This is a genomic window from Xanthomonas melonis, from assembly GCF_020783655.1.
Classification (GTDB): Bacteria; Pseudomonadota; Gammaproteobacteria; order Xanthomonadales; family Xanthomonadaceae; genus Xanthomonas; species Xanthomonas melonis.
In genome coordinates, this window is sequence record NZ_JAJGQH010000009.1 from 1 (window position 1) to 25,178 (window position 25,178).

General features: G+C 67.5%; 21 protein-coding genes and 1 pseudogene. 16 read left to right on the forward strand and 6 right to left on the reverse strand.

Annotated features, from left to right (window positions below):
- Positions 1–334 precede the first annotated feature (334 nt).
- The 3 genes from LL964_RS10255 (at position 335) to LL964_RS10265 (ending at position 3,514) form a co-directional block, all read left to right on the forward strand.
- A complete protein-coding gene (locus LL964_RS10255) occupies positions 335–718 on the forward strand; it encodes a hypothetical protein (protein WP_167395360.1) in 384 nt (127 codons plus the stop codon).
- 55 nt (positions 719–773) lie between these two features.
- The gene (locus LL964_RS10260; protein ID WP_104587813.1) at positions 774–2,039 is read left to right on the forward strand and encodes a TolC family protein; all 1,266 of its coding nucleotides are present in this window, start codon (positions 774–776) and stop codon (positions 2,037–2,039) included.
- 203 nt (positions 2,040–2,242) lie between these two features.
- Complete coding sequence (locus LL964_RS10265) at positions 2,243–3,514, forward strand: efflux RND transporter periplasmic adaptor subunit (RefSeq protein WP_104587835.1); 1,272 nt, start codon at positions 2,243–2,245, stop codon at positions 3,512–3,514.
- 289 nt (positions 3,515–3,803) lie between these two features.
- Here LL964_RS10265 and LL964_RS10270 read toward each other — a convergent pair whose 3' ends face one another.
- Complete coding sequence (locus tag LL964_RS10270) at positions 3,804–4,139, reverse strand: hypothetical protein (RefSeq protein WP_228329437.1); 336 nt, start codon at positions 4,137–4,139, stop codon at positions 3,804–3,806.
- A 155-nt stretch (positions 4,140–4,294) separates the two neighbouring features.
- Here LL964_RS10270 and LL964_RS10275 point away from each other — a divergent pair, with 155 nt between their 5' ends.
- From LL964_RS10275 to rpmG, 3 genes are all read left to right on the forward strand, one after another.
- Positions 4,295–7,507 carry an efflux RND transporter permease subunit gene (locus LL964_RS10275; protein ID WP_104587811.1) on the forward strand — a complete coding sequence of 1,071 codons (3,213 nt, stop codon included), beginning with the start codon at positions 4,295–4,297 and terminating at the stop codon, positions 7,505–7,507.
- Between the two features lie 345 nt (positions 7,508–7,852).
- Positions 7,853–8,089 carry a 50S ribosomal protein L28 gene (gene rpmB / locus LL964_RS10280; RefSeq protein WP_002809459.1) on the forward strand — a complete coding sequence of 79 codons (237 nt, stop codon included), beginning with the start codon at positions 7,853–7,855 and terminating at the stop codon, positions 8,087–8,089.
- A gap of 13 nt (positions 8,090–8,102) precedes the next feature.
- Complete coding sequence (gene rpmG, locus LL964_RS10285; protein WP_002809462.1) at positions 8,103–8,270, forward strand: 50S ribosomal protein L33; 168 nt, start codon at positions 8,103–8,105, stop codon at positions 8,268–8,270.
- A 275-nt stretch (positions 8,271–8,545) separates the two neighbouring features.
- Here rpmG and LL964_RS10290 read toward each other — a convergent pair whose 3' ends face one another.
- The 3 genes from LL964_RS10290 to LL964_RS10300 form a co-directional block, all read right to left on the reverse strand.
- On the reverse strand, positions 8,546–9,568 hold the full coding sequence (locus LL964_RS10290) for an amidohydrolase family protein (protein WP_104587810.1): 1,023 nt from the start codon (positions 9,566–9,568) through the stop codon (positions 8,546–8,548).
- 498 nt (positions 9,569–10,066) lie between these two features.
- Positions 10,067–11,122, reverse strand: a complete 1,056-nt coding sequence (locus LL964_RS10295; RefSeq protein ID WP_104587809.1) for a 4-oxalomesaconate tautomerase — start codon at positions 11,120–11,122, stop codon at positions 10,067–10,069.
- A complete protein-coding gene (locus LL964_RS10300) occupies positions 11,115–11,786 on the reverse strand; it encodes a 4-carboxy-4-hydroxy-2-oxoadipate aldolase/oxaloacetate decarboxylase (protein ID WP_104587808.1) in 672 nt (223 codons plus the stop codon). The genes LL964_RS10295 and LL964_RS10300 overlap by 8 nt, the downstream gene beginning before the upstream one ends.
- A gap of 101 nt (positions 11,787–11,887) precedes the next feature.
- Between LL964_RS10300 and LL964_RS10305 the strand changes: the two genes are divergently transcribed.
- The 4 genes from LL964_RS10305 to uvrD all read left to right on the forward strand — a co-directional run bounded on the left by LL964_RS10305 (position 11,888) and on the right by uvrD (position 18,806).
- Positions 11,888–13,198, forward strand: a complete 1,311-nt coding sequence (locus LL964_RS10305; RefSeq protein ID WP_104587807.1) for a LysR family transcriptional regulator — start codon at positions 11,888–11,890, stop codon at positions 13,196–13,198.
- A 13-nt stretch (positions 13,199–13,211) separates the two neighbouring features.
- Positions 13,212–14,630, forward strand: a complete 1,419-nt coding sequence (gene cls / locus LL964_RS10310; protein ID WP_104587806.1) for a cardiolipin synthase — start codon at positions 13,212–13,214, stop codon at positions 14,628–14,630.
- Between the two features lie 211 nt (positions 14,631–14,841).
- Positions 14,842–16,278, forward strand: coding sequence for an FAD/NAD(P)-binding protein (locus tag LL964_RS10315; protein ID WP_104587805.1), 1,437 nt, complete (start codon positions 14,842–14,844; stop codon positions 16,276–16,278).
- A gap of 341 nt (positions 16,279–16,619) precedes the next feature.
- Complete coding sequence (gene uvrD, locus LL964_RS10320; protein WP_104587804.1) at positions 16,620–18,806, forward strand: DNA helicase II; 2,187 nt, start codon at positions 16,620–16,622, stop codon at positions 18,804–18,806.
- Between the two features lie 429 nt (positions 18,807–19,235).
- Here the strand turns inward: uvrD and LL964_RS10325 are convergent, their stop codons facing one another.
- Positions 19,236–19,541 (reverse strand): hypothetical protein, encoded by a 306-nt coding sequence (locus LL964_RS10325; protein ID WP_146092381.1) that lies wholly within the window; start codon positions 19,539–19,541, stop codon positions 19,236–19,238.
- Between LL964_RS10325 and LL964_RS10330 the strand changes: the two genes are divergently transcribed.
- A complete protein-coding gene (locus LL964_RS10330) occupies positions 19,534–19,980 on the forward strand; it encodes a universal stress protein (protein ID WP_104587802.1) in 447 nt (148 codons plus the stop codon). The two genes, LL964_RS10325 and LL964_RS10330, sit on opposite strands and share 8 nt — an antisense overlap.
- A gap of 138 nt (positions 19,981–20,118) precedes the next feature.
- On the opposite strand, the pseudogene tagK reads toward LL964_RS10330, so the two are convergent.
- Positions 20,119–20,777 (reverse strand): annotated as a pseudogene (tagK, locus tag LL964_RS10335) (transcriptional regulator TagK).
- A gap of 292 nt (positions 20,778–21,069) precedes the next feature.
- Between tagK and tssB the strand changes: the two are divergent.
- From tssB to tssE, 5 genes are all read left to right on the forward strand, one after another.
- On the forward strand, positions 21,070–21,579 hold the full coding sequence (tssB, locus tag LL964_RS10340) for a type VI secretion system contractile sheath small subunit (RefSeq protein ID WP_008572540.1): 510 nt from the start codon (positions 21,070–21,072) through the stop codon (positions 21,577–21,579).
- Positions 21,580–21,583: 4 nt separating this feature from the next.
- On the forward strand, positions 21,584–23,077 hold the full coding sequence (gene tssC / locus LL964_RS10345; RefSeq protein ID WP_104587801.1) for a type VI secretion system contractile sheath large subunit: 1,494 nt from the start codon (positions 21,584–21,586) through the stop codon (positions 23,075–23,077).
- Positions 23,078–23,160: 83 nt separating this feature from the next.
- A complete protein-coding gene (locus LL964_RS10350) occupies positions 23,161–23,664 on the forward strand; it encodes an Hcp family type VI secretion system effector (protein ID WP_104587800.1) in 504 nt (167 codons plus the stop codon).
- 208 nt (positions 23,665–23,872) lie between these two features.
- Positions 23,873–24,667 carry a type VI secretion system accessory protein TagJ gene (locus LL964_RS10355; protein WP_104587799.1) on the forward strand — a complete coding sequence of 265 codons (795 nt, stop codon included), beginning with the start codon at positions 23,873–23,875 and terminating at the stop codon, positions 24,665–24,667.
- A gap of 6 nt (positions 24,668–24,673) precedes the next feature.
- Positions 24,674–25,177, forward strand: coding sequence for a type VI secretion system baseplate subunit TssE (gene tssE, locus LL964_RS10360; RefSeq protein WP_104587798.1), 504 nt, complete (start codon positions 24,674–24,676; stop codon positions 25,175–25,177).
- Position 25,178: the final 1 nt, after the last annotated feature.

A 25,178-nucleotide genomic window follows, 5' to 3' on the forward strand; every position in this document is an offset into this window, starting at 1 on the left:
CTTGGGTGGGCGCCCCATCTCGATCCCTTGTTTCCACGTTGGGATCATAGATTACCATTATGTAAACACCCTCTTAGGGTTGTGGCGCGGCGCCCTTTGCTCTCAACACACTACCAGCCAACTGCCTGGTGCGGTGTCCTCGCCGCTTGCGGGACCGTTGGCGGCATGGATGCCGCCATCGAGCCCCCATGGAGGGGTTCACGGCGTGTCCCGCGAGCGGCGAGGGCACCGCGCACTCGGTCACCAGGCATCTGACTTGAGCGACCGACGACACCAAGCAATACAACGCTCCCGTGCAATTGCGTAACCACCCCGGCCTCTATACGCTGCGCCCATGCTGCTCCGCCGCGCCCGTCGATTGCATCCCCTGCTGCGCCTGATGGCGCTGGCGGTATTGGTGTTGGGCGTGCTGGTCGCGCCGGTGGCCTGCGCGCTGGGCGATGTGCATGCGCTGGCGCACGACCAGGCGCATCTGGACGACACCGCGCCGCATGGCCATGACGGCGCCGATGAAGGCGATGCCGGTGACCGCGATGGTGCCGGCCTGTTGCATGCGCTCATGCACAGCGGGTATTGCCATGGGCATAGCCCGGCGATGCTGCCCGCGCTGGTCTGGGGGCAGCTGCCGCTGCGCGCGCAGGTGCAACCGGCCGCGCTGATCAGCGACTACCGATCGCATCTGATCGACACCTTGTTGCGTCCCCCGATCGCGGCCTGATGCCTTGCCGGCGGCTGCCGGCTGACCATCGATCCCGATTTGCGGAGACTTCCACATGTGGTTGCGACTGGCGGCTGTTGCTGCCTTCGCGGTCGTGCCGTGCGCCGTGGCGCAACACGCACCGCCCCAAACCGTGCTGACCCTGGACGACGCCATTGCGCGCGTCGCCGCAACGCACCCCGATCTGCGCCTGGCCGACGGCCAGCAGGCCGTACTCGCCGCCGAGGCGCAGCGCGATGCCCTGCGTCCACCGTTGCGGGTGGGTGCGGAGATCGAAAACGTGTTCGGCAGCGGACCGACCCGCGCGCTGGATCAGGCCGAGCTCACCGTCACCCTGGCCAGCGTGCTGGAACGCGGCGGCAAGCTCGATGCGCGCCGCACCCTGGCGCAGGCGCGCATCGATGCGCTGGCACCGCAACGCGCGCTCGCTCGATTGGACGTACTGGCCGACGTGGCGCGGCGCTACCTGGCCATCACCGCCGCGCGCCAGCGCCGTGCCATCGCGCTGGAAACCCTGGCGCAGCGCCAGCGTACGGTTGCCGCTGCACGTCAGCGGCTGCAGGCTGGTGCCTCGCCGGAATCGGTGCTGCTCACCGCACAGGCGTTGCAGGGCCGGGCGGAACTGGAGCGCGACCGCGCGCAACTGGAGGTCGCCGCGGCGCGCCGGCAACTGGCGGTGCTGTGGGGCGCACGCAGCCTGGACGCCGGCGACACCAGCGGCGATGCCCTGCAGTTGCCGGACATCCCGGAGTTCGAGGTGCTGGCGCAATTGCTCGACAGCACGCCGGAACTGGCGCGCCTGACCAGCGAACAGCGCCTGCGCGAGGCGCGGCTGCAGCTGGCCCGCAGCCAGGCCACGCCGGACCTGGACTGGCAACTGGGCGTCCGCCGGCTGCAGGGCAGCGATGCAACCGCACTGCTCGGCAGCGTGTCGCTGGCGTTGGGTAGCGCGGCACGCGCGCAGCCGGAGATCGGCGCTGCGCAGGCCGAACTGTCGCTGCTGGACATCGAACACCAGGCGCAGGCGCTGCAGCTGTACGCCACGCTGGCCGATGCGCATGGACGCTACCGCGCCGGCCAGCTCGAAGTGGCGCGCATGCGCGATGAGGTGTTGCCGGCGTTGGCGCGTGCCGATCTGGCAGCCGAACGTGCCTACCGCGCCGGTGCCACCAGCTATCTGGACTGGGCGCAGGTGCAGGCACAGCGCAGCGATGCACGCCAGCAGCAACTGGCCGCCGCAGTGGAGGCGCAGACCGCCTTGATCGAGATCCAGCGGCTCACCGGCCAACCGTTCGTCGCCACTGCGCAGGCAAGGCCATGAGCGCGCGCACCGTGATACCCGCAGGTCTGCATGCGCGGGGCGACTGCTTGCCACCCATCCGTGCGGTGCTCAAGCACGCGCCGACCGCGTTGCGCACGCCTGCGCATCGCCATTGGCACATGGCCGACAACGCGCGCCGTTCGTCGCTTCCCTTCGCTGCACTGGTCGGCGCACTGCGCCGGCCTTCCAGAGGATTTCCATCGATGACGCACTCCATTCTTGCGCCACTGCTGCTGGCGCTGCTGCTCGGCGGTTGCGGCCGCACCCAAGAAGACGGCCATGCCCATGCGGGCGGCGAGGCAGGACACAGCGAAGAGGGCGGCAGCGATCATGCCGACGAGGCGGCCAAAGGCGCGCACGGCGGCCGGCTGCTCAGCCAGGATGGTGACAGCGTGGAGCTTGCGATCGCCGAAGACGGCCGCCCGCCGACGTTCCAGGCCTGGCTGTATCGCGATGGCAAACCCTTGCCGGCCAGCGCCGGCAGCGTGGAGATCAAGACCACGCGGCTGGGCGGTAAGGTCGACATCTATCCATTGCGCGCGCACACCGACGGCAGCCTGCTGGCCACCAGTGAGGTGGGTGAGCCGCATTCGTTCGATGTCGAAGTGCGCGCCACCGTGCAGGGCAAGACGCATCGATGGAGCTATCCCAGCTACGAGGGGCGCACCACCATCGCATCGACGATCGCGCAGGAGGCGGGCATTCGGGTAGCGACAGTCGGTGCCGGCAGTATCGCCGATCAGCACGAAGTGCAGGGCCTGCTCACGCCGGCCGAAGGCGCGCAGGCGCAGGCCACCGCGCGTTTCCCGGGCCCGGTGCGCAGCCTGCGCGTCAATGTCGGCGATCAGGTCCGTGCCGGGCAGGTGCTGGCCACGGTGGAAAGCAACCTGAGTCTGACCACGTACACGATCACCGCGCCGATCGGCGGCACCGTGCTGGCACGCACTATCAGCCTGGGCAGCACTGCCAGTGAAGGCCAGGCCTTGTTCGAAATCGCCGACCTGTCCACCTTGTGGGTGGATCTGCACATCTTCGGCGCCGACGCCGGGCACATCACCGCCGGCGCACCGGTGACGGTCACGCGCATCAGCGATGGCGCGGTGGCGCAATCCACCCTGGAGCGTGTGTTGCCGGGCACGGCGACCGCCAGCCAGAGCACGGTGGCGCGGGCGGTGTTGCGCAATGCCGATGGGTTATGGCGGCCAGGGTCGGCGGTGAAGGCGCGGGTGACCGTGGCGCAACAGCCTGCAGCGATGGTGGTGCCGGTGGGGGCGTTGCAGCGCTTTGGCGACTGGGACGTGGTGTTCGTGCGGGTGGGCGATGTGTACGAGGCGCGGCCGGTGAGGCTGGGTGCGCGCGATGCGCAGCAGGTGGAAGTGGTGTCGGGGGTGTCGCCGGGCGAGACGGTGGTGGTGGAGCAGAGTTATCTGGTGAAGGCCGACATCGAAAAGTCGGGGGCGTCGCATGATCATTGAGCACGTTGGTTTGGGTGGCATTGCGTTGTCGAGTAAGGGCGTTTGTTGGGTGCAGGGGGATGCGCCACGTCCAAGGCTTTCGCGCCCTGTCGGGCTAGAGCAAAGGCTTTCGCGCCCTGTCGGGCTAGAGCAAAGGCTTTCGCGCCCTGTCGGGCACGAGTTACTTTTCTTTGCTTGTGCAAAGAAAAGTAACCAAAAGAAAGCACACCCCGTCCTCGCGCCCTCCGCGCCTGCGGCGCTCCGGGTTCCCAAGTCCAGCAGAAATTTTTGTAAGGGACATCCATGTCCCCTACAAAAACGGCGCGCATCCCTGCGCGCCGCCCTGCGGGTCGTATCTGCCGGCCTTGCCGCTGCGGTATGGGGGCCCGAAAGCAAACAGCAACAGCAACAGCAACAGCAACAACAACAACAACAGCAACAACAACAACAGCAACAACAACAACAACAGCAACAACAGCAACAACAGCAACAACAACAGCAACAACAACAGCAACAACAACAGCAACAACAACAGCAACAACAGCAACAACAGCAACAACAACAGCAACAACAGCAACAACAGCAACAACAACAGCAACAACAACAGCAACGGCAACGGCAACGGCAACGGCAACGGCACTGGCACTGGCACTGGTGCTGGCACTGGTGCTGGTGGGTTGGCGGAGGTTGGTTTGGGGTGTTGCGCCGCGCCGCGGTTGGGAGGCGGTGCTATGGGTCGTTGGCACGGCGGGGCGCGCGCGCTGCGCAGTGCGATGTCAGGTTCGCAGGGAGGGGCCTGTCATGCTGACCCACGTCATCCGCTTTGCGATCGCACAGCGCTGGTTGATGCTGGCGTTGACAGGGGTCTTGATTGCGATCGGGACATGGAGCTTTACACGCCTGCCGATCGATGCCACGCCCGATATCACCAACGTGCAGGTGCAGGTCAATACCGCGGCGCCGGGCTATTCGCCGCTGGAATCCGAACAGCGGGTGACCTTTCCGTTGGAGACGGTGCTGGCGGGCTTGCCCGGTCTGGAGTCCACGCGCTCGCTGTCGCGCTACGGGTTGTCGCAGGTGACCGCCGTGTTTGCCGATGGAACCGATCTGTACTTCGCGCGGCAGCAGGTGGCCGAGCGTCTGCAGCAGGTCAAGTCGCAATTGCCGGCCGGGCTGGAGCCGCAGCTGGGGCCGATCGCCACCGGCCTGGGCGAGATCTTCATGTACACCGTGGAGGCCAAGCCCAATGCGCGCAAATCCGATGGAACGGCGTGGACGGCGACCGATCTGCGCACCCTGCAGGATTGGGTGGTGCGGCCGCAGCTACGCACTGTGCCTGGCGTGACCGAGGTCAACACCATCGGCGGCTACGCGCGGCAACTCCATATCACCCCGGATCCGGCACGTCTGGTCGCACTGGGTTTCACGCTGGACGATGTGGCGCGGGCGGTGGAGGCGAACAACCGCAACGTCGGTGCCGGCTATATCGAACGCAACGGCCAGCAATTCCTGGTGCGGGTGCCGGGGCAGGTGGACGACATCGCGCAGATCGGCGCAATCGTGCTGGATCGCCGCGAAGGCGTGCCGATCCGGGTGCGCGATGTGGCGCAGGTGGGCGAGGGCCGTGAGTTGCGCACTGGTGCGGCCACGCAGGACGGTACCGAGGTGGTCCTCGGCACGGTGTTCATGCTGGTCGGCGCCAACAGCCGCACCGTGTCGCAGGCCGCTGCCGAGCGCTTGAAGGTTGCCAACGCCAGCCTGCCGGCCGGCGTGCAGGCGGTGCCGGTCTACGATCGCACCGCACTGGTGGACCGCACCATCGTCACCGTCGCCAAGAACCTGATCGAAGGCGCGTTGCTGGTGATCGTGGTGCTGTTCCTGCTGCTGGGCAATGTACGCGCGGCCCTGATCACCGCCGCCGTGATTCCGCTGGCGATGTTGTTCACCCTTACCGGCATGGTGCGCGGTGGCGTGTCGGGCAACCTGATGAGCCTGGGCGCGCTGGATTTCGGCCTGATCGTCGATGGCGCGGTCATCATCGTGGAAAACTGCCTGCGCCGGTTCGGGCAGGCGCAGGCGCGGTTGGGGCGCGTGCTGCAGCGTGAGGAGCGCTTCGAACTTACCGCCGAGGCCACCGCCGAGGTGATCCGCCCCAGCCTGTTCGGGCTGGGCATCATCACCGCAGTGTATCTGCCGGTATTCGCGTTGACCGGCATCGAAGGCAAGATGTTCCACCCGATGGCGATCACCGTGGTGCTGGCACTGACCGGCGCGATGCTGCTGTCGCTGACCTTCGTGCCGGCCGCCATTGCGTTGCTGCTCGGCGGCAAGGTGGCCGAGCACGACAACCGCGCGATGCGCGGGGCACGCAGGGTGTACGCGCGCCTGCTCGATCGCACGCTGCGCCACGGACGCTGGGTCGGCATGGCGGCGCTGGCAACGGTGGTGGCGTGCGCGCTACTGGCCACGCGGCTGGGCAGCGAATTCATTCCGAACCTGGACGAAGGCGATGTGGCGCTGCATGCCTTGCGCATTCCCGGCACCAGCCTGGAACAGGCCATCACCATGCAATCCACGCTGGAGAAACGCATCAAGCAGTTCCCGGAAGTGGCGCATGTGTTCGGCAAGCTGGGCACTGCCGAGGTGGCCACCGACCCGATGCCGCCGTCGGTGGCCGACACGTTCCTGATCATGCATCCGCGCGCGCAATGGCCGGACCCTCGCAAGCCCAAGGCGCAGTTGCTGGCCGAGATCGAGGCGGCAGTGAAGCAGTTACCGGGCAACAACTACGAGTTCACCCAGCCGATCCAGATGCGCATGAACGAGCTGATCTCCGGCGTGCGTGCGGATGTGGCGATCAAGGTCTACGGCGACGATCTGGACACGCTGCTCGCGCTGGGCCAGCGCGTGCAGGCGATCGCCCGCACGGTGCCGGGCGCAGCCGATGTCAGCCTGGAACAGGCCAGCGGCCTGCCGATGCTGGCGGTGGTGCCGGATCGCGTCGCCCTGGCCGGCTATGGGCTCAATCCTGGCGTGGTGCAGGACACCGTGGCTGCGGCAGTGGGCGGGCAGCAGGCCGGGCAACTGTTCGAGGGCGACCGCCGCTTCGATATCGTGGTGCGCCTGCCCGAAGACCTTCGGCAGGATCCGGCCGCCCTGGCCGACCTGCCGATCCCGCTGCGCGGCGATGGCGAGCGCACCGATGCCGACGAATCCAGTCGCGCGGCCGGCTGGCGCAGTGGCGAACCGACCGCCGTGCCACTGCGCGAGGTGGCCAGGATCCAGGCCGTGCTGGGGCCCAACCAGATCAATCGCGAAGACGGCAAGCGCCGCATCGTGATCACCGCCAACGTGCGCGAGCGCGATCTGGGCAGCTTCGTGGCCGAGCTGCGCCAGCGCGTGCAGGCCGAGGTCGCGCTGCCCACCGGTTACTGGGTCGGCTACGGCGGCACCTTCGAGCAGCTGATCTCCGCCGGCCAGCGCCTGGCCTGGGTCGTACCAGGCACCTTGCTGCTGATCTTCGCCCTGCTGTACTGGTCGTTCGGATCGTTGCGCGATGCGGTGGTGGTGTTCAGCGGCGTGCCGCTGGCGCTGACCGGCGGCGTGGTGGCGCTGGCCATACGCGGGCTGCCGCTGTCGGTGTCGGCCGGTGTCGGCTTCATCGCGCTGTCGGGCGTGGCGGTGCTCAATGGCCTGGTGATGATCGCCTTCGTGCGCAGCCTGCGGACCGAGGGCATGCCGTTGGAGCAGGCGCTGCGCGAGGGTGCGCTGGCCCGCCTGCGGCCGGTGCTGATGACCGCGCTGGTCGCGGCGCTGGGTTTCGTGCCGATGGCGTTCAATGTCGGCGCCGGCGCCGAGGTGCAGCGCCCGCTGGCCACGGTGGTGATCGGCGGCATCGTCTCCTCCACTCTGCTCACCTTGCTGGTGTTGCCGGTGCTGTACCGATGGTTGCATCGGCAGCGGGCCGGGCGCCGGGCTGAACCGGTCGAGGGCGCGTACCGCAGGCAGGGCTGAGCGCGCCTGGCAGGATGGCTGCGCGGCTGCCGGACGAGCGCAGCCGGTGCCAGGGATCGGCATCTCTGCCCCGTGCTGCGGCTTGCGCGCGCCGCCCCGCTGCTCCTGGCGACTGCTCGCCCGGTTTCGGTCAATCGCTCCAAGTGCTTGCGGCACAAGGGATTGCCGTGCATAATGCGCGGCTCGCTGTGCCCGGATCGCTCCGGATGGCGGCACCCAACGCGATGGGGTGCCGGCCTGTTCCAGCGGTAAGTGATTGATTCCCAACGTTGCGTGGCAGCCAGGCGCTGTCGGGGCCGCCGTTTTCCTGGCTAAGGAAGACACCAAACTTCATCGAGGTGCGCAATGTCCCGCGTATGCCAAGTGTCCGGCAAGCGTGTGCAGACGGGTAACAACGTCTCCCACGCCAACAACAGAACCCGTCGTCGCTTCCTGCCCAACCTGCACGAGCGCCGCTTCTGGGTCGCCAGCGAGAACCGCTGGGTCAAGCTCCGTGTTTCCGCGCATGCACTGCGCACCATCGACAAGAACGGCATCGATGCCGTTCTGAAAGAGCTGCGCGCGCGCGGCGAAAAGGTCTGAGGAGTAAACAGTCATGGCAAAAGGCAAGCGTGACAAGATCCGTATGATTTCCTCGGCCGCTACCGGCCACTTCTACACCACGGACAAGAACAAGAAGAACACTCCGGGGAAGATGGAAATGATGAAGTACGACCCGGTCGTGCGTAAGCACGTGATGTACAAGGAAGGCAAGATCAAGTAATCCACCGATTACCGATCTGCATCCGGGCAAACACCCGCCGCGAGGCGGGTGTTTGCGTTTGTATCGAGCCCCTCTCCCACCGGGAGAGGGGTTGGGGTGAGGGTACGGGGCGGGCAGTGAAGCAGTCGGTGATTCAGGTCTGATGGCGCGTGGCGACGCGTTTGTCATGACAGGTGATGGTAGATGTCCGAGGCGCACCCTCATCCGCCCTGCGGGCACCTTCTCCCAGTGGGAGAAGGGAGCAATAACAGGAAGCGCGCCGTGCAACGCCGCCGTCAAAGCCCGCGCGCGCGCAACTGCGCGTCCAGCCGCGGGTACACGCGCCGCGCGTTGCCTTCGAACACCTTGCGTTTGTCGGTATCGGATATCGCCAAGGCATCGATGTAGCGCTTGGTGTCGTCGAAGTAATGCCCGGTCTGCGGGTCGATGCCACGCACCGCGCCCACCATTTCCGAGCCGAACAGGATGTTGTCGATGTCGATCACCTCGAACAGCAGGTCGATGCCGGGCTGGTGATACACGCAGGTATCGAAGAACACGTTGCGCATGACGTGGGTGGCCAACGGCGGTTTGCCCAGCATGTCGGCCAGGCCGCGGAAGCGGCCCCAGTGATACGGCACCGCGCCGCCGCCGTGCGGGATGATGAAGCGCAGGTCGGGGAAATCGCTGAACAGATCGCCTTCGAGGAACTGCATGAAGGCGGTGGTGTCGGCATTGAGGTAATGCGCGCCGGTGGCATGAAAATTTGAGTTGCAGCTGCCCGACACATGCACCATCGCCGGCACGTCCAGTTCCACCATCTTCTCGAAGAACGGATACCAGGCGCGATCGGTCAGCGGCACGCCGGTCCAGTGGCCGCCGGACGGGTCCGGGTTGAGATTGCAGCCCACGAAGCCGAGTTCGCCGACACAGCGTTCCAGCTCGGCGATGGACTGGGCGATCGACACGCCCGGCGACTGCGGCAGCTGGCAGACGCCGATGAAGGTCTGCGGGTAGAGCTGCACCACGCGCGCGATGAGGTCGTTGCAGTGGCGCGTCCACACCTGGCTCACCGCCTCGTCGCCGATGTGATGGGCCATGGTGCTGGCGCGTGGGGAGAAAATCGTCATGTCGGCGCCGCGTTCGCGCAACAGGCGCAGTTGGTGCTGCTCGACGCTCTCGCGCAGCTGGTCGTCCGAAATGTGCGGATACACCGCCGCCGGCAGCGCGGCATCGCGGTAATGCGCGATCTGCGCCTTGCGAAACGCGTCGTGCGCAGCGGGCGCGGTGGTGTAGTGACCGTGGCAGTCGATGATCATGGCGCTACTCGTGCAGTGATGGAGAAGACGCGGATGCGCCGCAGCACGCAGGCGTGCGATGGGCAGGGGCCGACGCGCCTGCCATATGGCCACCAGGCGCGCGGTCGATGCGCGGCACCGGCGGGGATCGCCCCATCGGCAGGTGCGGCCTGATGGCCGCCAGACGCGCGCCATGGCGTGTCTGCCGTGCCTGCGCCTGCGCCTGCGCATCGCAGGCTGCGGTCATTGCACCGGCCTTCGGGCGCACCAGCGGAGCTGCCCTAGCCATCCAGTGGATCCGCAGATGGGTCCTGGCGGCCATCGCGGTAACGCCCGGCTGCGCTGGAAGGCGCCGCCCCGGCATCTGCTCTGCGGGGCGGCAGGCGCGTCATCTTGCAGGGGAATGGAGACAACGCAGGGCAGCGCATCGAGGATCGGGGCCGCAGACGGCGCGTGCCGCATCCTGTTGCCGCAGGCCGGGCGGGCATTCTGGCTGCACCTGCGCGCTGGTCAGCGCGGTCATCCAAACAGCTCACCATCGAACAGTTTGCGCGCAGTCCTGACCACCGCTGCGCGTACCACCGCGCCCGACGCATCGCATTCGATGATGCAGCCGCTCGCACCGCTGGGATGCTCCACCTCCAGCTGTTGCGTACTGCCACCGGGGAGCTGCGCCAGCGCATGCGCGGGCGAATCGGGCAACAGGCAGGCGGTGGCGACGCTGACCGCGCCCAGTACGCCGATGGAGGCGTGGCAACGATGCGGAATGAACGAGCGCACGCTGATCGCGCCGCCGTTGCGCGGTGCGGCCACCAGCATCATCTTCGGGACCGTGGCCGTGCCGACATTGCCCAGCCGCATCAACGGGCCCGCCTGCAGGCGAATGGATTCCAGCCGCGCCTTGAGCGGCTCATCGGCATCCAGCGTGGCGCGGTCCTCGTAGCCGCTGATTCCCATGTCGCTGGCGCGCAGCACCACGCAGGGCATGCCGTTGTCGATCAGGGTGAGCGGCACGCCGTCGAGCACATCCACCGCGCGCCCGGTGGGCAGCAGCGCGCCGCAGGAGGAGCCGGCGATATCGGCGAATGCCAGTGCGACGGGCGCGGCGGTGCCGGGCACTCCGTCGATGCGGGTGTCGCCGTCGTAGCGCACCCGGCCCCCGGGCGTCTGCACGCTCGCGGTGGCCAGGGTACCGGTGTTGCGCATGAAGATGCGCACCTCGGTGCTGCCATCGCGCGCCGGCAGCAGGCCGCGTTCCAGCGCGAAGGGGCCGACGCCGGCCAGCAGGTTGCCGCAATTCTGTGCGTCGCTGACCTGTGCCTTGTCCACCGCCACCTGCAGGAACAGATAGTCCACGTCGGCATCGGCGCGCGCCGAGCGCGACACCACCGCCACCTTGGAGGTCAACGGATCGCCGCCGCCCATGCCATCGATCTGGCGTAGATCCGGAGAGCCGTAGGCGCGCAGCAGGAAGGCGTCGCGGGCGCTCGCCTCGCCGGGCAGATCCTCGGCCAGGAAGAAGCCGCCCTTGGAGGTGCCGCCACGCATCCACATCGCGCGGACGCGCTCAGACATAGCGCAGGCCCTTGGCTGCCAGCCGTTCGCGCATGGCGTAGATGTTCAGGCCCAGTTCGCCGCGCGCCAGCCGCTCGCGCTTGAGCGCCTCGCGCGCTTCGCGCGCCCGCGCTTCGGCCAGCACGTCTTCGGCGCTGGCGCGCGGCACCACGCATACGCCGTCGTCGTCGGCCACCACCACATCGCCGGGCTGGACCAGCTGTCCGGCGCACACCAGCGGCACGTTGACCGAACCCAGCGTCTCCTTGATGGTGCCCTGCGCGCAGATGGCGCGGCTCCAGGCGGGGAACTGCATCGCGGTGAGATCGCGTACGTCGCGGACGCCGGCATCGATGATCAGCCCGCGGCAGCCGCGCGCCTGCGCCGAGGTCGCCAGCAGGTCGCCGAAATAGCCATCGCAGCAATCGCTGGTGGGCGCCACCACCAGCACGTCGCCGGGCTGCAGCTGTTCGATGGCCACATGCATCATCCAGTTATCGCCTGGCGGCACCGAGACGGTGATCGCCGTGCCCGCCACCCGGCATCCGGCATAGATCGGGCGCAAACGGTGGTGCAACAACCCGCTGCGACCCTGTGCCTCATGCACCGTGGCCACGCCGGCCTGTGCCAGGCCGTCGACGATGGCGACAGGCGTGCGCTGGACCTGGGTGACGACCTCGCTCATCCATCCATCCTCGTTAGCGTTGTGGCGAGTCTGTGCGCGCATCGCTAGACAGCTCAAGCTACATTTGAGGTATGCACATTGATTTTGCTTATAGTTAGAGCATGCCTCCACATGCCGGCCCGAATCTTCGTCATCTGTATGCCCTGGTCGTGGTGCATCGGCTGGGCAGCATCAGTGCGGCTGCGCCGCAGGTGAACCTGTCGCAGCCGGCCCTGACCCAGGCGGTGGCGCGGCTGGAGCAGCAGCTGGGAGCGCGCCTGTTCGAGAGACAGCCGGGCGGCATGCAGGCCACCGAGGCGGCCTTGCTGGTGGTGCCGCGTATCGAGCGCGCGCTGGCGCACCTGGGCCGGGGCATCGCGGTGGCCCGGCGTGCGCTGCGGTTGCCGGCCCACCCGGGGCTGGAACGACGGGTGTCGTTGGGGCAGTTACAGGCGCTGGTGGCAGTGGAGACTGCCGGCAGCTACTCGCTGGCGGCGGCGCGTGCCGGCGTGTCGCAACCGGCGATCTACCGCGCCGTGCAATCGCTGGCCGACGTGATCGGGGTGGCGCTGACGGTACGCCGTGGCAAGGCGGTACAACCCACACCGGTCGCCGAACGGCTGTTGCGGCAGGTGCGCCTGGCCTTGGCCGAAGTGCGCGCCGCGCTCGACGAGGTGGCCGCGCTGCGATCGCAGCACGCCGGCCGGATCGTTCTGGGGGTGATGCCGCTGGCGCGGGCGATCCTGCTGCCGCAGGTACTGGCACGGTTCGCGCGGGCACATCCGGACGCCAGCATCGGCGTGGTGGAGGGGCCGTATGAAGCCTTGCTGGGGCATCTGCGCGAGGGCGGGCTGGATCTGCTGATCGGCGCGTTGCGCGAGCGCCTGCCGGTCGGCGATGTCGTGCAGGAGCCGCTGTTCGACGACGAGCCGGTGATCGTGGCACGTAGCGGGCATCCGCTGGCGGCGCGACCCTACACATTCGCGCATTTGCTGGAGTATCCATGGGTGATCGCTGCCGCCGGCACACCGGTGCGCGAACGCTGGGAGCGCATGTTCCGCGACCACCAGCTGACGCCGCCGCCGCTGCGCATCGAATGCGGGGCCGAGCTCACCGTGCGCGGGCTGTTGCTGGACGGCGACTGGCTGACCCTGATGTCGCGCGATCAGTTCCTGTTCGAGCGCCGCGCCGGACTGCTGTGCGAGATCGGCCGTGCCGGGCCGCAGTTGCGCCGCCAGATCGGCATGACCACCCGCAGCGACTGGCACCCCACCCGTGCGCAGACGGTGTTCGTGCAGATGCTGCGGCAGGTCTGCGCCGAGCGCGTGCAGCCGGCCGACGCACATGCAGGACCCTTCCGCCATTGCGCCATGCCGGCGGCCGAGCCGCCCTTGCGTTCACGCCCGGCCGGGTCAGAATCGGCTTCCTCATGAGATTGGAGTGCCGATGCTGCCCGACTGGGTGAGCGGAACCTGGCTGCTGGCGCTGGACTGGACGATCCGCCTGGCGGCCCTGTTCTGGATTCCTGCGCGCACCACGCCGGGAGCGGCACGCAGCTGGCTGCTGTTGATCGGATTCGTGCCGGTGGTCGGCCTGCCGCTGTATCTGCTGTTCGGCCATCCGTGGTTGTCGCGTTTGCGCGTGGAGCGGCAGGCCACCGCCTCCCAGGTGATCCGCGAGCAACAGCTGCCGCTGCATGCGCTGCGCTGGACACCGCCGGCGGGCACCAGCAGCGCCGAGGTGGTGCCGTTGGTCGAGCGGCAGGGCGACTTCATGCCGACCCTGGGCAATGCGGTGGAACTGCTCGACGACTATGCGCAGTCGTTGCAGGCCCTGATCGCGGCGATCGATGCGGCCGACAAGCGGGTGCACCTGCTGTACTACCTGATGTTCGACGACGCGGTGGGCGAGGCGGTGGCTGCGGCGCTGGAACGCGCACAGGCCCGCGGCGTGCGTTGCCGCGTGTTGCTCGATGCGGTGGGCGCCAAGCGCGGTCTGCGGCGGTATCGCAAACGCCTGCGGGCCGGCGGCATCGAGGTGCTGGAGGTATTGCCCGGTGGCCTGCGCTGGCGTCGCAGCGGGCGCATGGATCTGCGCAACCACCGCAAGATCGCGGTGATCGACAACCAGGTGGGGTTCGTCGGTTCGCAGAATCTGGCCGAGGCCGGCTTCATCGACGGGGTGCCCAATCGCGAGCTGGTGGCACGCGTGCGCGGGCCGGTGGTCAATCATCTGGAAGCGGTGTTCGCCAGCGACTGGTTCACCGAAACCGGGCAGCGCCTGGACGTGTGGCCGGACGCGCCGGTCTGCCAGGCCAATATCGCAACCCAGTTGCTGCCCAGCGGGCCGGCCTATCCGTTCGAGAACGCACGCGATGCGATCAATGCGGTGATCCATCTGGCACGGCGCAGGGTGGTGCTGGTCACGCCGTACTTCGTGCCGGATGAGGCCCTGCTCAGCGCGCTGCGTATCGCGGCGGTGTCCGGCGTGGAGGTGCAGCTGATCCTGTCCGAGCGCAACAACCAGTGGCTGGCCGCCTGGGCGCAGGACGCCTACTTCGACGAACTGCTGCGCTGCGGAGTGAAGATCGCGCTGTACCGCCCGCATTTCCTGCATGCCAAGCACCTGAGCGTGGACGAGGACATGGCGCTGGTCGGATCGATCAACCTGGACATCCGCTCGTTCGCGCTCAATGCCGAGATCGGCCTGCTCTGCTACGACCGGGGTGTGGTGCAGCGGTTGCGCCAGATCGAGCAGGACTATCTGGACAACGCACGCCAGCTGGATCTGCAACAGTGGCGCCGCCGCCCTGCCTGGCGCCGCAGCCGCGAAGGCATTGCGCGGCTGGCCGATGCGTTGATGTGAGCTGGCGCGGGCACTGCGGGCTGATGGGTCGATTGGCGGCGGCTCCTGGTCTTCCTGCAGCGCTGGCAGCCGCCGCGCCTGCCAGGCCCGGAGCGTGGCCGCGCGTGCGCCGGCGGATGCGTCCGGCAGCAGGCGTGACGGCTGCTGCCAGGCGTATGTCCGGTCGCGCAGCGGTCATCGGCGCGACGCAGGCATCGCCTACACTTGCGGTATGAGTGAACTGCACAATTCCGGCGACGCGGTGATCGTCATCGTCGGCGGTGGCGCATCCGGTGTGCTGGTGGCAGTGCAGCTGTTGCAGCAGGCGACCACACCGGTGCAGATCGTGTTGATCGAACCGCATGCGGTGCTGGGCGAGGGCGTGGCGTATTCCACCACGCGCCCCGAGCACCTGTTGAACGTACCGGCCGGCCGCATGAGTGCGCTGGTGGATGTGCCGCAGGATTTCGTCGACTACCTGCGCATGCAGGGATGTTGCGCGGAGCTGGACGATGCACAGCTGCCGCTGCAGTTCGTCGGGCGCAGGCATTACGCAGCGTATCTGCGCGATCGCCTGCAGGCCGCACGTGGTGCCAGCCCGGCCACCCTGCGTGTGCACACCGCACGCGTGCAGACCCTGCAACCCAGCGCCACCGGTGCGTTGTTGCAGCTGGACGATGGACACACGGTGCTGGCTGCCGCGGTGGTGTTGGCGGTGGGCAACGCGCTGCGGCCGCTGCCGGTGCGCGGCGCCACCGGCTTGTCGGGCACCCAGCGGGTGGAAGCCTGGGACACCGGGGCGGTGGCGGCGTTACCGCCGGAGGCCGCAGTCTGTATCGTCGGCTCCGGCCTGAGCATGGCCGACACCGTGGTGACGCTGGCTGCGCAGGCGCACCGCGGCGCGGTGCATGTGGTCTCGCGGCACGGCTTGCTGCCATTGCCGCATGCGCATGGCGCGCTGGCCGACTTCGACCCTCAACCGCTGCTGGGCTTGCCGCTACGCGCACGCCTGCGTCGCCTGCGCCAGCAGGCGCGTGAGGCAGGGGCGCAAGGGGTGCCGTGGCAAAGCGTGATGGAGCGGATCCGTCCGTTGAGTCAGGCGCTGTGGCAGACGCTGTCGCTGGACGATCAGCGCCGTTTCCTGCGGCATGTGGTGCGCTACTGGGATGTGCACCGCCACCGCATCGCCGCGCCGGTGTATGCGCAACTGCAGGCGATGCAGGCGCGTGGACAACTGCAGCTGCACCGCGCGCGGCTGGACGTGGCCTTCGAAGTGGGCGCCTGCGTCCGCGTGAGTGCCGGTGCCGCCAGCGCCGGGCATGCCTTGCAGCTGGATGTGCAGACGCTGGTCAACGCCACCGGCGTGGAAATGCGCGTGCAGGCGATGCGCAATCCATTGTTGCAGCAGCTGCTGGGGCAGGGGATCGCGGTGGCCGGCCCGCATGGCATCGGCATGGACACCGCTGCCGACGGCAGCCTGATCGATGCCGAAGGGCGGGCCGATCCGCGGCTGCGCGTGATCGGCAGCCTGCGCATCGGCTCGCTATGGGAGAGCCTGGCGGTGCCGGAATTGCGCGAGCAGGCTGCGGCGATTGCGCGGGATGTGTTGGTAATGCCGGGCGTTGTTCCCTTCTCCCCTCGGGAGAAGGTGCCCCGAAGGGGCGGATGAGGGGCGCCGCAGAGAGTCGCCAGTCTCTGCACTGATAAACGCGTCGCCACGCGCCTGCAGAGGTGACGCGACCACTGCTTCGCCCCGGACCCTCACCCCAACCCCTCTCCCCAACCCCTCTCCCGGCGGGAGAGGGGCTCTGCCACGGCGAGCATCCGCCTGCGCTCTTGCAGGCGGTAAAACAATCAGCGCCCCGCCTTCTCTGGCAGGCGGCAGAGCAACCACTATCCTGCCTTCACCCGCCTGCGGGGGAAGGTGCCCGAAGGGCGGATGGGGCAGCAATCCCAACCCCTTCATCGCAATCTCAGCCGCAGCGACGTCACAACCGGTAAAATGCGCCGGTGGATGTCTCTCATTTGCTCGATCATCTGAACCCCGCCCAGCGCGAGGCCGTTTCCGCGCCGCCGGGGCATTACCTGGTGCTGGCCGGCGCCGGCTCCGGCAAGACGCGCGTGCTGATCCATCGCATCGCCTGGCTCAACGAAGTCCAGGGCGTGCCTCCGCACGGCATCTTCGCGGTGACCTTCACCAACAAGGCCGCCGGCGAAATGCGCCACCGCACCGACCTGCAGCTGCGCAACGGCAGCCGCGGGATGTGGATCGGCACCTTCCATGGACTGGCGCACCGGCTGCTGCGTCTGCACTGGCAGGATGCGCGGCTGCCGGAAGGCTTCCAGGTGATGGACAGCGACGATCAGCTGCGGCTGGTCAAGCGCGTGGTGCAGGCGCTGGAGCTGGACGAGGGCAAGTATCCGCCCAAGCAGATGAGCTGGTGGATCAACGAGCAGAAGGACGAAGGCCGCCGTCCGCAGCACATCCAGCCCGAGCCCAACGACGACTGGACCGAGGTGCGCCGGCAGGTCTACGCCGCCTACCAGGAACGCTGCGACCGCTCCGGCCTGCTGGACTTCGCCGAGTTGCTGCTGCGCGCGCATGAGTTGCTGCGCGATACCCCGGCGCTGCTGGCGCATTACCGCGCGCGCTTTCGCGAAATCCTGGTGGACGAGTTCCAGGACACCAACGCCATCCAGTACGCCTTCGTGCGCGTGCTGGCCGGTGAATCGGGCAATGTGTTCGTGGTGGGCGACGACGACCAGGCCATCTATGGCTGGCGCGGCGCCAAGGTCGAGAACGTCCAGAAGTTCCTGAAGGATTTCCCCGGTGCGCAGACCGTGCGGCTGGAGCAGAACTACCGTTCCAGCGCCAATATCCTGGGCGCGGCCAATGCGGTGATCGCGCACAACCCCGACCGGATCGGCAAGCAGCTGTGGACCGATTCGGGCGACGGCGATCCGATCGATCTGTATGCGGCCTACAACGAAGTGGACGAAGCGCGTTACGTGGTCGAGCGCGCGCGCCAATGGGTGCGCGATGGCGGCAGCTATGGCGAAGTGGCGGTGCTGTACCGCAGTAACGCGCAGTCGCGCGCGCTGGAAGAGGCGCTGATCTCCGAGCAGCTGCCGTACCGCGTGTATGGCGGCATGCGCTTCTTCGAGCGTGCCGAAATCAAGGACGCACTGGCCTACCTGCGCCTGCTCACCAACCGCAGCGACGACGCCGCGTTCGAACGCGCAGTCAACACGCCCACGCGCGGCATCGGCGACCGTACGCTGGACGAAGTACGCCGGCTGGCGCGCGCCAATGCGCTGTCGTTGTGGGAAGCGGCGATGCTGGCCACGCAGGAGAACAGCCTGGCCGCGCGCGCGCGCAACGCCCTGGCCGGCTTCCTGAGCCTGGTCGGCCAGCTGCATGCCGAGACCGGGCAGATGGACCTGGCCGAACGCATCGACCACGTGCTGGTGCGCTCGGGCCTGCGCGAGCACTGGGCCAAGGAAAGTCGCGGTGGGCTGGATTCGGAATCGCGTACCGAGAACCTGGACGAACTGGTCTCGGTGGCCTCGCGCTTCACCCGTCCGGACGACGAAGACAGCCAGGGCATGACCGAACTGGTCGCGTTCCTGGCCTACGCCTCGCTGGAGGCCGGTGAAGGCCAGGCGCAGGCCGGCGAGGAAGGCGTGCAGTTGATGACGCTGCATTCGGCCAAGGGCCTGGAGTTTCCGATCGTGTTCCTGGTCGGTCTGGAAGACGGCCTGTTCCCGAGTGCACGCTCGCTGGAGGAAAGCGGCCGGCTGGAAGAGGAGCGCCGCCTGGCCTATGTGGGCATTACCCGCGCGCGGCAGAAGCTGGTGCTGTGCTACGCCGAATCGCGGCGCATCCACGGCCAGGACAACTACAACGTGCCCTCGCGCTTCCTGCGCGAGATTCCGCGTGAGCTGCTCAACGAAGTCCGCCCGAAGGTACAGGTCTCGCGCACCGCATCGCTGGGTGCGGCACGCGGCGGCCCGGTGCATGGCATCGTGGAGACGGCACCGATCAAGCTCGGCGCCAATGTCGAGCATCCCAAGTTCGGCGGCGGCGTGGTCGTCGATTACGAAGGCGCCGGCGCGCATGCCCGGGTGCAGGTGCAGTTCGACGACGTCGGCGCCAAGTGGCTGGTGATGGCCTACGCGAACCTGACGGTGGTGTAGCCGGGTTTGCTTCCGGCGGTGCCGTGCCGTCTCGAAAGATGGACGTTGCTTGCGCTGGAACAAGCCTTCACCGACCCTGCATTGAGAACAGGTAGCGCCTGGGATGACACTGCCAGCCGGCCGTTGAAATCTCCCCGCCGCAGTCGTGCCCCCACCCCCCCCTCTTCCGCGGGCGGGAGCGGGGCAAACTCGCGTGTTCGTGTGATTTCCCGCGCGTGTAAGACATGCACCTCGCCGTACACCCGTATGGCCTCCTTCCCCCGCTTGCGGGGGAAGGTGCCCGAAGGGCGGATGGGGTGGAGGCCTTCGTTCGCATCGGTACCCGGGTCGCCGCGCCGGTCTGAGCTGTTGGCACGGCTAGCGGGTGCGCCGGCGTGCACCCTGCACGGCCGCGTCAGCATCCGGCGGCAATCCCGGGCAGATGTGCGGTCATGGCGGCATGGCATCGCGCCATGGATCGTCCGCGTCGCATGCGCCCCGCAGCCCATTGGTGCATCGCTCGATGCATTGCCCATTGCACCCATGACACCCTGCTGTCGACGTTGTCGCCAACGCAGTCAACGGATACAGCCACAGCGCCACGAACCAAGCAGCAGCGAGCACATCTGCGCCACGCCAGCGCATGCCGCCGCGATCGCCGCACTGATCCGCATCAAGGTCGCGCACACCCGCATATGCCACCGTGTACTCACCCATCGGCAGCAATGCCGCCTTGCAGGAGGTCATCATGTACAAACGCATTCTCATCGCCATCGATGCATCCGAGCTTTCGCATCGGGGGCTGTTCCAGGGCCTGGAACTGGCCAAGGCCACCGGGGCCAGCGTGGATATCGTCACCGTGTCCGAGCCATGGGCAATGGGCATGTACGACGCGATGGGCTGGAGCGTGGGATACGAGGCGAGCCCGGAATACCGCAAGGAGCGCGAGGCGGCCGCCGAGAAGATCCTGCGCCCGGCGCTGGAGCTGGCGGCCGCCGCCAACCTCAAGGCCAACGCGCGCCACGTGCTGGACCGCTTCGCGGCCGAAGGCATCGTGCAGACCGCCGAGGAGTGCAAGAGCGATCTGATCATCATGACCTCGCATGGCCGCCGCGGCATGCGGCGCATGCTGCTGGGCAGCCAGACGGTGGAGGTGCTGACCCACAGCACGATCCCGGTGCTGGTGATCCGCTGACGCAGCGACCCTGCGGTGCCAACAGGAGCGTCGCACCGTGGTTGCCTGCAGATCCAGCGTAGAGGGGCGACGGGGCGCTGCCGACCCGCTCCATTGCGCATGCAGGCGCGCTCCAACGCAGCGCGCCCCAACCAGCGCTCAGGCGTCCATCGATTCCACTCGGGCCGCCGTGTTCTGCGCCGGCCGTGCCAGCCGGCGCAGCGCCTCGGCGTGCACCAGCGGCGCGCCGTGGCTGGCTGACACACCGTTGCGCGGTGTGGCAGCCGTCGGGGCCGGTGCGTCCTGGCTCAGCTCGCGCATGAAACGCCACATCGGCATGTAGTGGCCGCGGCGCGGCGCCGGTGCGTGCGGCCTGGCGCGGCACTGGCGTCGCCACTGCATCGGCGGCATGCCGAAGCGCTGCTGGAAGGCCCGCTGGAACTGCCGCTCCGAGGCGAACCCCATCTCATACAACAGCCAGGTCAGGCTGCAGTCCGGATAGGCCTGCAGATAGCGATGCGCAGTGCACAGCCGCTGCTCGCGGATATAGCTGGCCACCCCGCCGCGCGACTGGAATAGCCGATACAACGAGGCGCGCGAGAGCGCGAATGCCTGCTGCAGCGAATCGGTGCCGAGTTCGGCTTCGCCGATATGCTGTTCGATGTATGCCAGCAGATCGATCATCAACGGCGTCTGCGCGTCCATGGTCGCGCACGCCTGCGGAACGATGGCGCTGTAGTAACCCATGCTCATGTGGTGCTGCCTCCGGCCCACTCCCCGGGGCCTGTCCCTGGATCAACCGAAAAAAGCGGCGGCAACCCATCACGCGCCTTTCACGAACCCGGTGGGGCATCACGCATCGATGCGATTGAGACGATTTGTCGGGTGAGCGTTGCGGGCCGTTCCTAGACTCGCCGCAGCGCTGAGAAAGCGTCATCGCACGGCCTGCCGCTTCGGTCCGCGTGGTGCGCGGCAGTTGCGGGATGGCCCGCAGCACCGGCGTCGCACGCAGGCCGCAGGCCATTCGCCGGGCCGGCGACATCCAAGCCACACGGCAGCGCCCGTGCCCGACACGGTGGCGCAACGGGCAAGCTCAATCGGAGATCAGGCATGGCCAGCAGTCAGAAGTTCATCGCCCGCAACAGGGCACCACGGGTGCAGATCGAATACGACGTGGAGGTCTACGGCGCGCAGAAGAAGGTGCAGATTCCGTTCGTGATGGGCGTGATGTCGGACCTGTCCGGCGCCAATGCCGGCGAGCTGCCGTCGCTGGACGAGCGCAAGGCGCTGGAGATCGATGTCGACAACTTCGACAGCCGCCTGCAGTCGATGCGCCCGCGTGCGCAATTCAAGGTGCCCAACACGCTGACCGGCGAAGGCGAACTGGCGGTGGACATCACCTTCGAGAGCATGGACGACTTCTCGCCGGCCGCGATCGCCCGCAAGGTCGCGCCGCTGGCCAAGTTGCTGGAAGCGCGCACCCAGCTGGCCAACCTGGATACCTACATGGATGGCAAGGCCGGTGCCGAGCAGCTGATCGCCAACGCCATCCGCGACCCGGCGCTGCTGCAGTCGCTGGTGTCGGCGGCCAAGCCCGCCTCCGAGCCGGAAGGAGCCTGACGCCATGTCCGCCACCGAAGCCGCACTGGCCAGCAGCAGCACCGAAACAGCCGAGCAAGGCGATTTCGCCGCGCTGCTCAACCGCGAGTTCCGCCCCAAGAGCGAACGCGCCAAGGAAGAAGTGGAATCGGCGGTCCGCACGCTGGCCGAGCAGGTGCTCGCGCGCAGCGATGTGGTCGGCGAGGACGTGTCGCAGACCATCAAGGCCTATATCGCCGAGATCGACCGCACGCTCACCGAACAGCTCAACCAGATCCTGCACCACCCGGATCTGCAGCAGCTGGAAGGCGCCTGGCGCGGCCTGCACTATCTGGTCAACAACACCGAAACCGACCAGCAGCTCAAGATCCGCGTGCTGAACATCAGCAAGAAGGAACTGGGCAAGGTACTCAAGCGCTACAAGGGCACCGCCTGGGATCAGAGCCCGATCTTCAAGAAGGTCTACGAGCAGGAATACGGCCAGCTCGGCGGCGAGCCGTATGGCTGCCTGGTCGGCGATTACTACTTCGACCAGAGCCCGCCGGACGTGGAATTGCTCAACGGCATCGCGCAGGTGGCCGCAGCCGCGCACGCGCCGTTCATCGCCGCCGCCGCGCCGAAACTGATGGGCATGGACAGCTGGAACGAGCTGTCCAACCCGCGCGATCTGGCCAAGATCTTCTCCACACCCGATTACGCCGCGTGGCGCTCGCTGCGCGAATCGGAAGACTCCAAGTACATCGGCCTGGCGATGCCGCGCACGCTCTCGCGGCTGCCCTACGGCGCGGCCACCAGCCCGGTGGACGAGTTCGATTTCGAGGAAGACACCGCCGGTGCCGATTCGGGCAAATACACCTGGCAGAACGCTGCGTATGCGATGGCGGTGAACATCAACCGCTCGTTCAAGCAATACGGCTGGTGCTCGCGCATTCGTGGTATCGAGTCCGGCGGCGCGGTGGAGGGGCTGCCCACGCACACCTTCCCCACCGACGACGGTGGTGTGGACATGAAGTGCCCCACCGAAGTGGCGATCACCGACCGTCGTTCGGCCGAGCTGGACAAGATGGGCCTGATGCCGCTGGTGCACCGCAAGAACTCGGACATGGCGGCCTTCATCAGCGCGCAATCGTTGAACAAGCCAGACGAGTATGACGACCCGGATGCCACCGCCAATGCGGCACTGGGCGCACGTCTTCCCTACATGTTCGCCTGCTGCCGGTTCGCGCATTACCTCAAGTGCATCGTGCGCGACAAGATCGGCTCGTTCTCCGATCGCGAGCAGATGCAGAGCTGGCTGACGCGTTGGGTGACCCAGTACATCGATGGCGATCCGTCCAACTCCAGCGAGGAAACCAAGGCGCGCAAGCCCTTGGCCGCGGCCGAAGTGGTGGTGGAGGAAGTGGAAGGCGCGCCGGGCTATTACAGCTCCAAGTTCTTCCTCAAGCCGCATTACCAGCTCGAAGGCCTGACCGTGTCGCTGCGCCTGGTCTCGCGCCTGCCTTCGGCCGCCAAGGCCTGATCCGACGCATCCGCGTCATGGGCGCAATGCCACCGCGCGTTGCGCCACCCCTGTGTTGTCACTTTCATTGAAGGAGCAGTTCCATGGCGTTCGACATGCACATCAAGTTCGGCAGCGGCAAGGTCAAGATCGAAGGCGCGTCCAACCACAAGAAGCACAAGGGCGAGATTCCGATCCTGGCGTGGTCGTGGGGCGCGAGCAATTCCGGCGACCTGCATACCGGTGGCGGTTCGGCCAGCGGCGGCAAGGCGCACGTGCAGGACATCTCCATCACCAAGTACGTGGACGGCTGCTCCAACGCGCTGCTGGATGCAGTGTGCACCGGCGCGCGGGTAGAGAACGCCTGGCTGTACGTCACCAACGCCACCGGCGAGCAGAGCGACTTTCTTACCCTGGAACTGAGCGAAGGCGTGCTGATCACCTCGCTGTCCACCGGTGGTTCCGGCGGCGAAGACCGTCTGACCGAGAATGTGACCCTGCACTTCGGCAAGTTCAAGTACGGCTTCCAGCCGCAGGACGACAAGGGCGCGGCGCAGGGCGGCGCGAAGGAATTCACCTACGACATCCAGGGTGTCGCCAAGGCGTAGGGCCAGGCGCATTAAGACCGCACGAGCGCAGGGTGCGCGGCCCAGGTCCTAGGTCAGCATGTACCACACGACATGCTGGCGACGCGGCCGCGCTTGCGCCGTTCCGGCAACGCCGCGCGGCAGTGCGCTGGCTGCCCTGATCTCTGCCAGGTATTGACCGGCGGTGCTGCGATCGGCGCCGCCCCCTTTTTCGACGAGGACATGCGCGATGGATGCCACCGCACAGACCTTGCTCGCCCGCGGCGAGCCGGCGCAGGCACTGCAGCAGCTGGTGCAGCAGGTACGCCGGCAGCCGGCCGATGCCGCGCAGCGCGTGTTCCTGTTTCAGCTGCTGGCGGTGCTGGGCCAATGGTCACGTGCGGCCGACCAGCTGCGCGCCTGCGGTGAGCTGGATGGCACCATGCAGCCGTTGGTGCAGACGTATCTCACCGTGTTGCAGGGCGAGCAGACACGCGCGCAGGTGTTTGCCGGCACCCAGTTGCCGCATGTGATCGGCGAGCCCGCCGAGTGGCTGGCGTTGCATCTGCAGGCCTTGCGTCTGTCTGCGCAGGGGCATGGCGAGCAGGCGAGCGCCTTGCGTGCGCAGGCCTTCGAACTGGCGCCGGCAAGCGCAGGCGCGCTCGATGGCGAACGCTTCGAATGGCTGTCCGACGCCGATACGCGCTTCGGTCCGTGCATCGAACTCATGCTCGACAGCGGCTATGCCTGGGCGCCGCTGCAGCAGATCCATCAGCTGCGCTTCGAAGCGCCGGTGGATCTGCGCGATACCGTGTGGGCGCCGGTGAGCGTGTTGTGGCGCAATGGCGGGCAGGCGCTGGCCTACATGCCGGTGCGCTACCCCGGCAGCGAACATCTGGATGCGGGCGAGCTGCAGCTGGCGCGCCGCACGGAGTGGACGCAGGGCGCGCAGGGCGAGATCGGCCTGGGTCAGCGCATGTGGAGCACCGACGCGCGCGAGGTGGCACTGCTGGACGTGCGCCATCTGCAGTTCGATCTGGGCTGACAGCACATGGCCGAACTCACCACCACCGAACGCCTGCAGCCCTCGCTGCTGGACCGGCTCACCGATGCCGCGCCCAGCCAATGCGAGGAGAGCCGCGAGCAGCGGGTGATCTCGGCCACACGCCTGCGCGAGTGCGTGATCCGCGATCTGTCGTGGTTGTTGAATGCGGTCAATCTGGATACCAGCCATCCATTGGGCGCGTATCCGCAGGTGCAGCGTTCGGTGCTCAATTTCGGCATTCCGGATCTGGCCGGCGTGGCGGTCACCGGCATCGATGCGGCGGCGCTGCAGCAGCGTCTCCGCGAGGCGATCCTGGCCTTCGAGCCACGCCTGATCCCCGACACGTTACGGGTCAGCGTGCATGCCGATACCACGCGCATGGACCGGCGCTCGCTGCTGTTCACCATCGAATCGGAGATGTGGGCGCAGCCGCTGCCGCTGAATCTCTACCTGAAGACCGCGCTGGACCTGGAAACCGGCCGGCTCGATGTCGTCGAAGGGCATGGCTGAC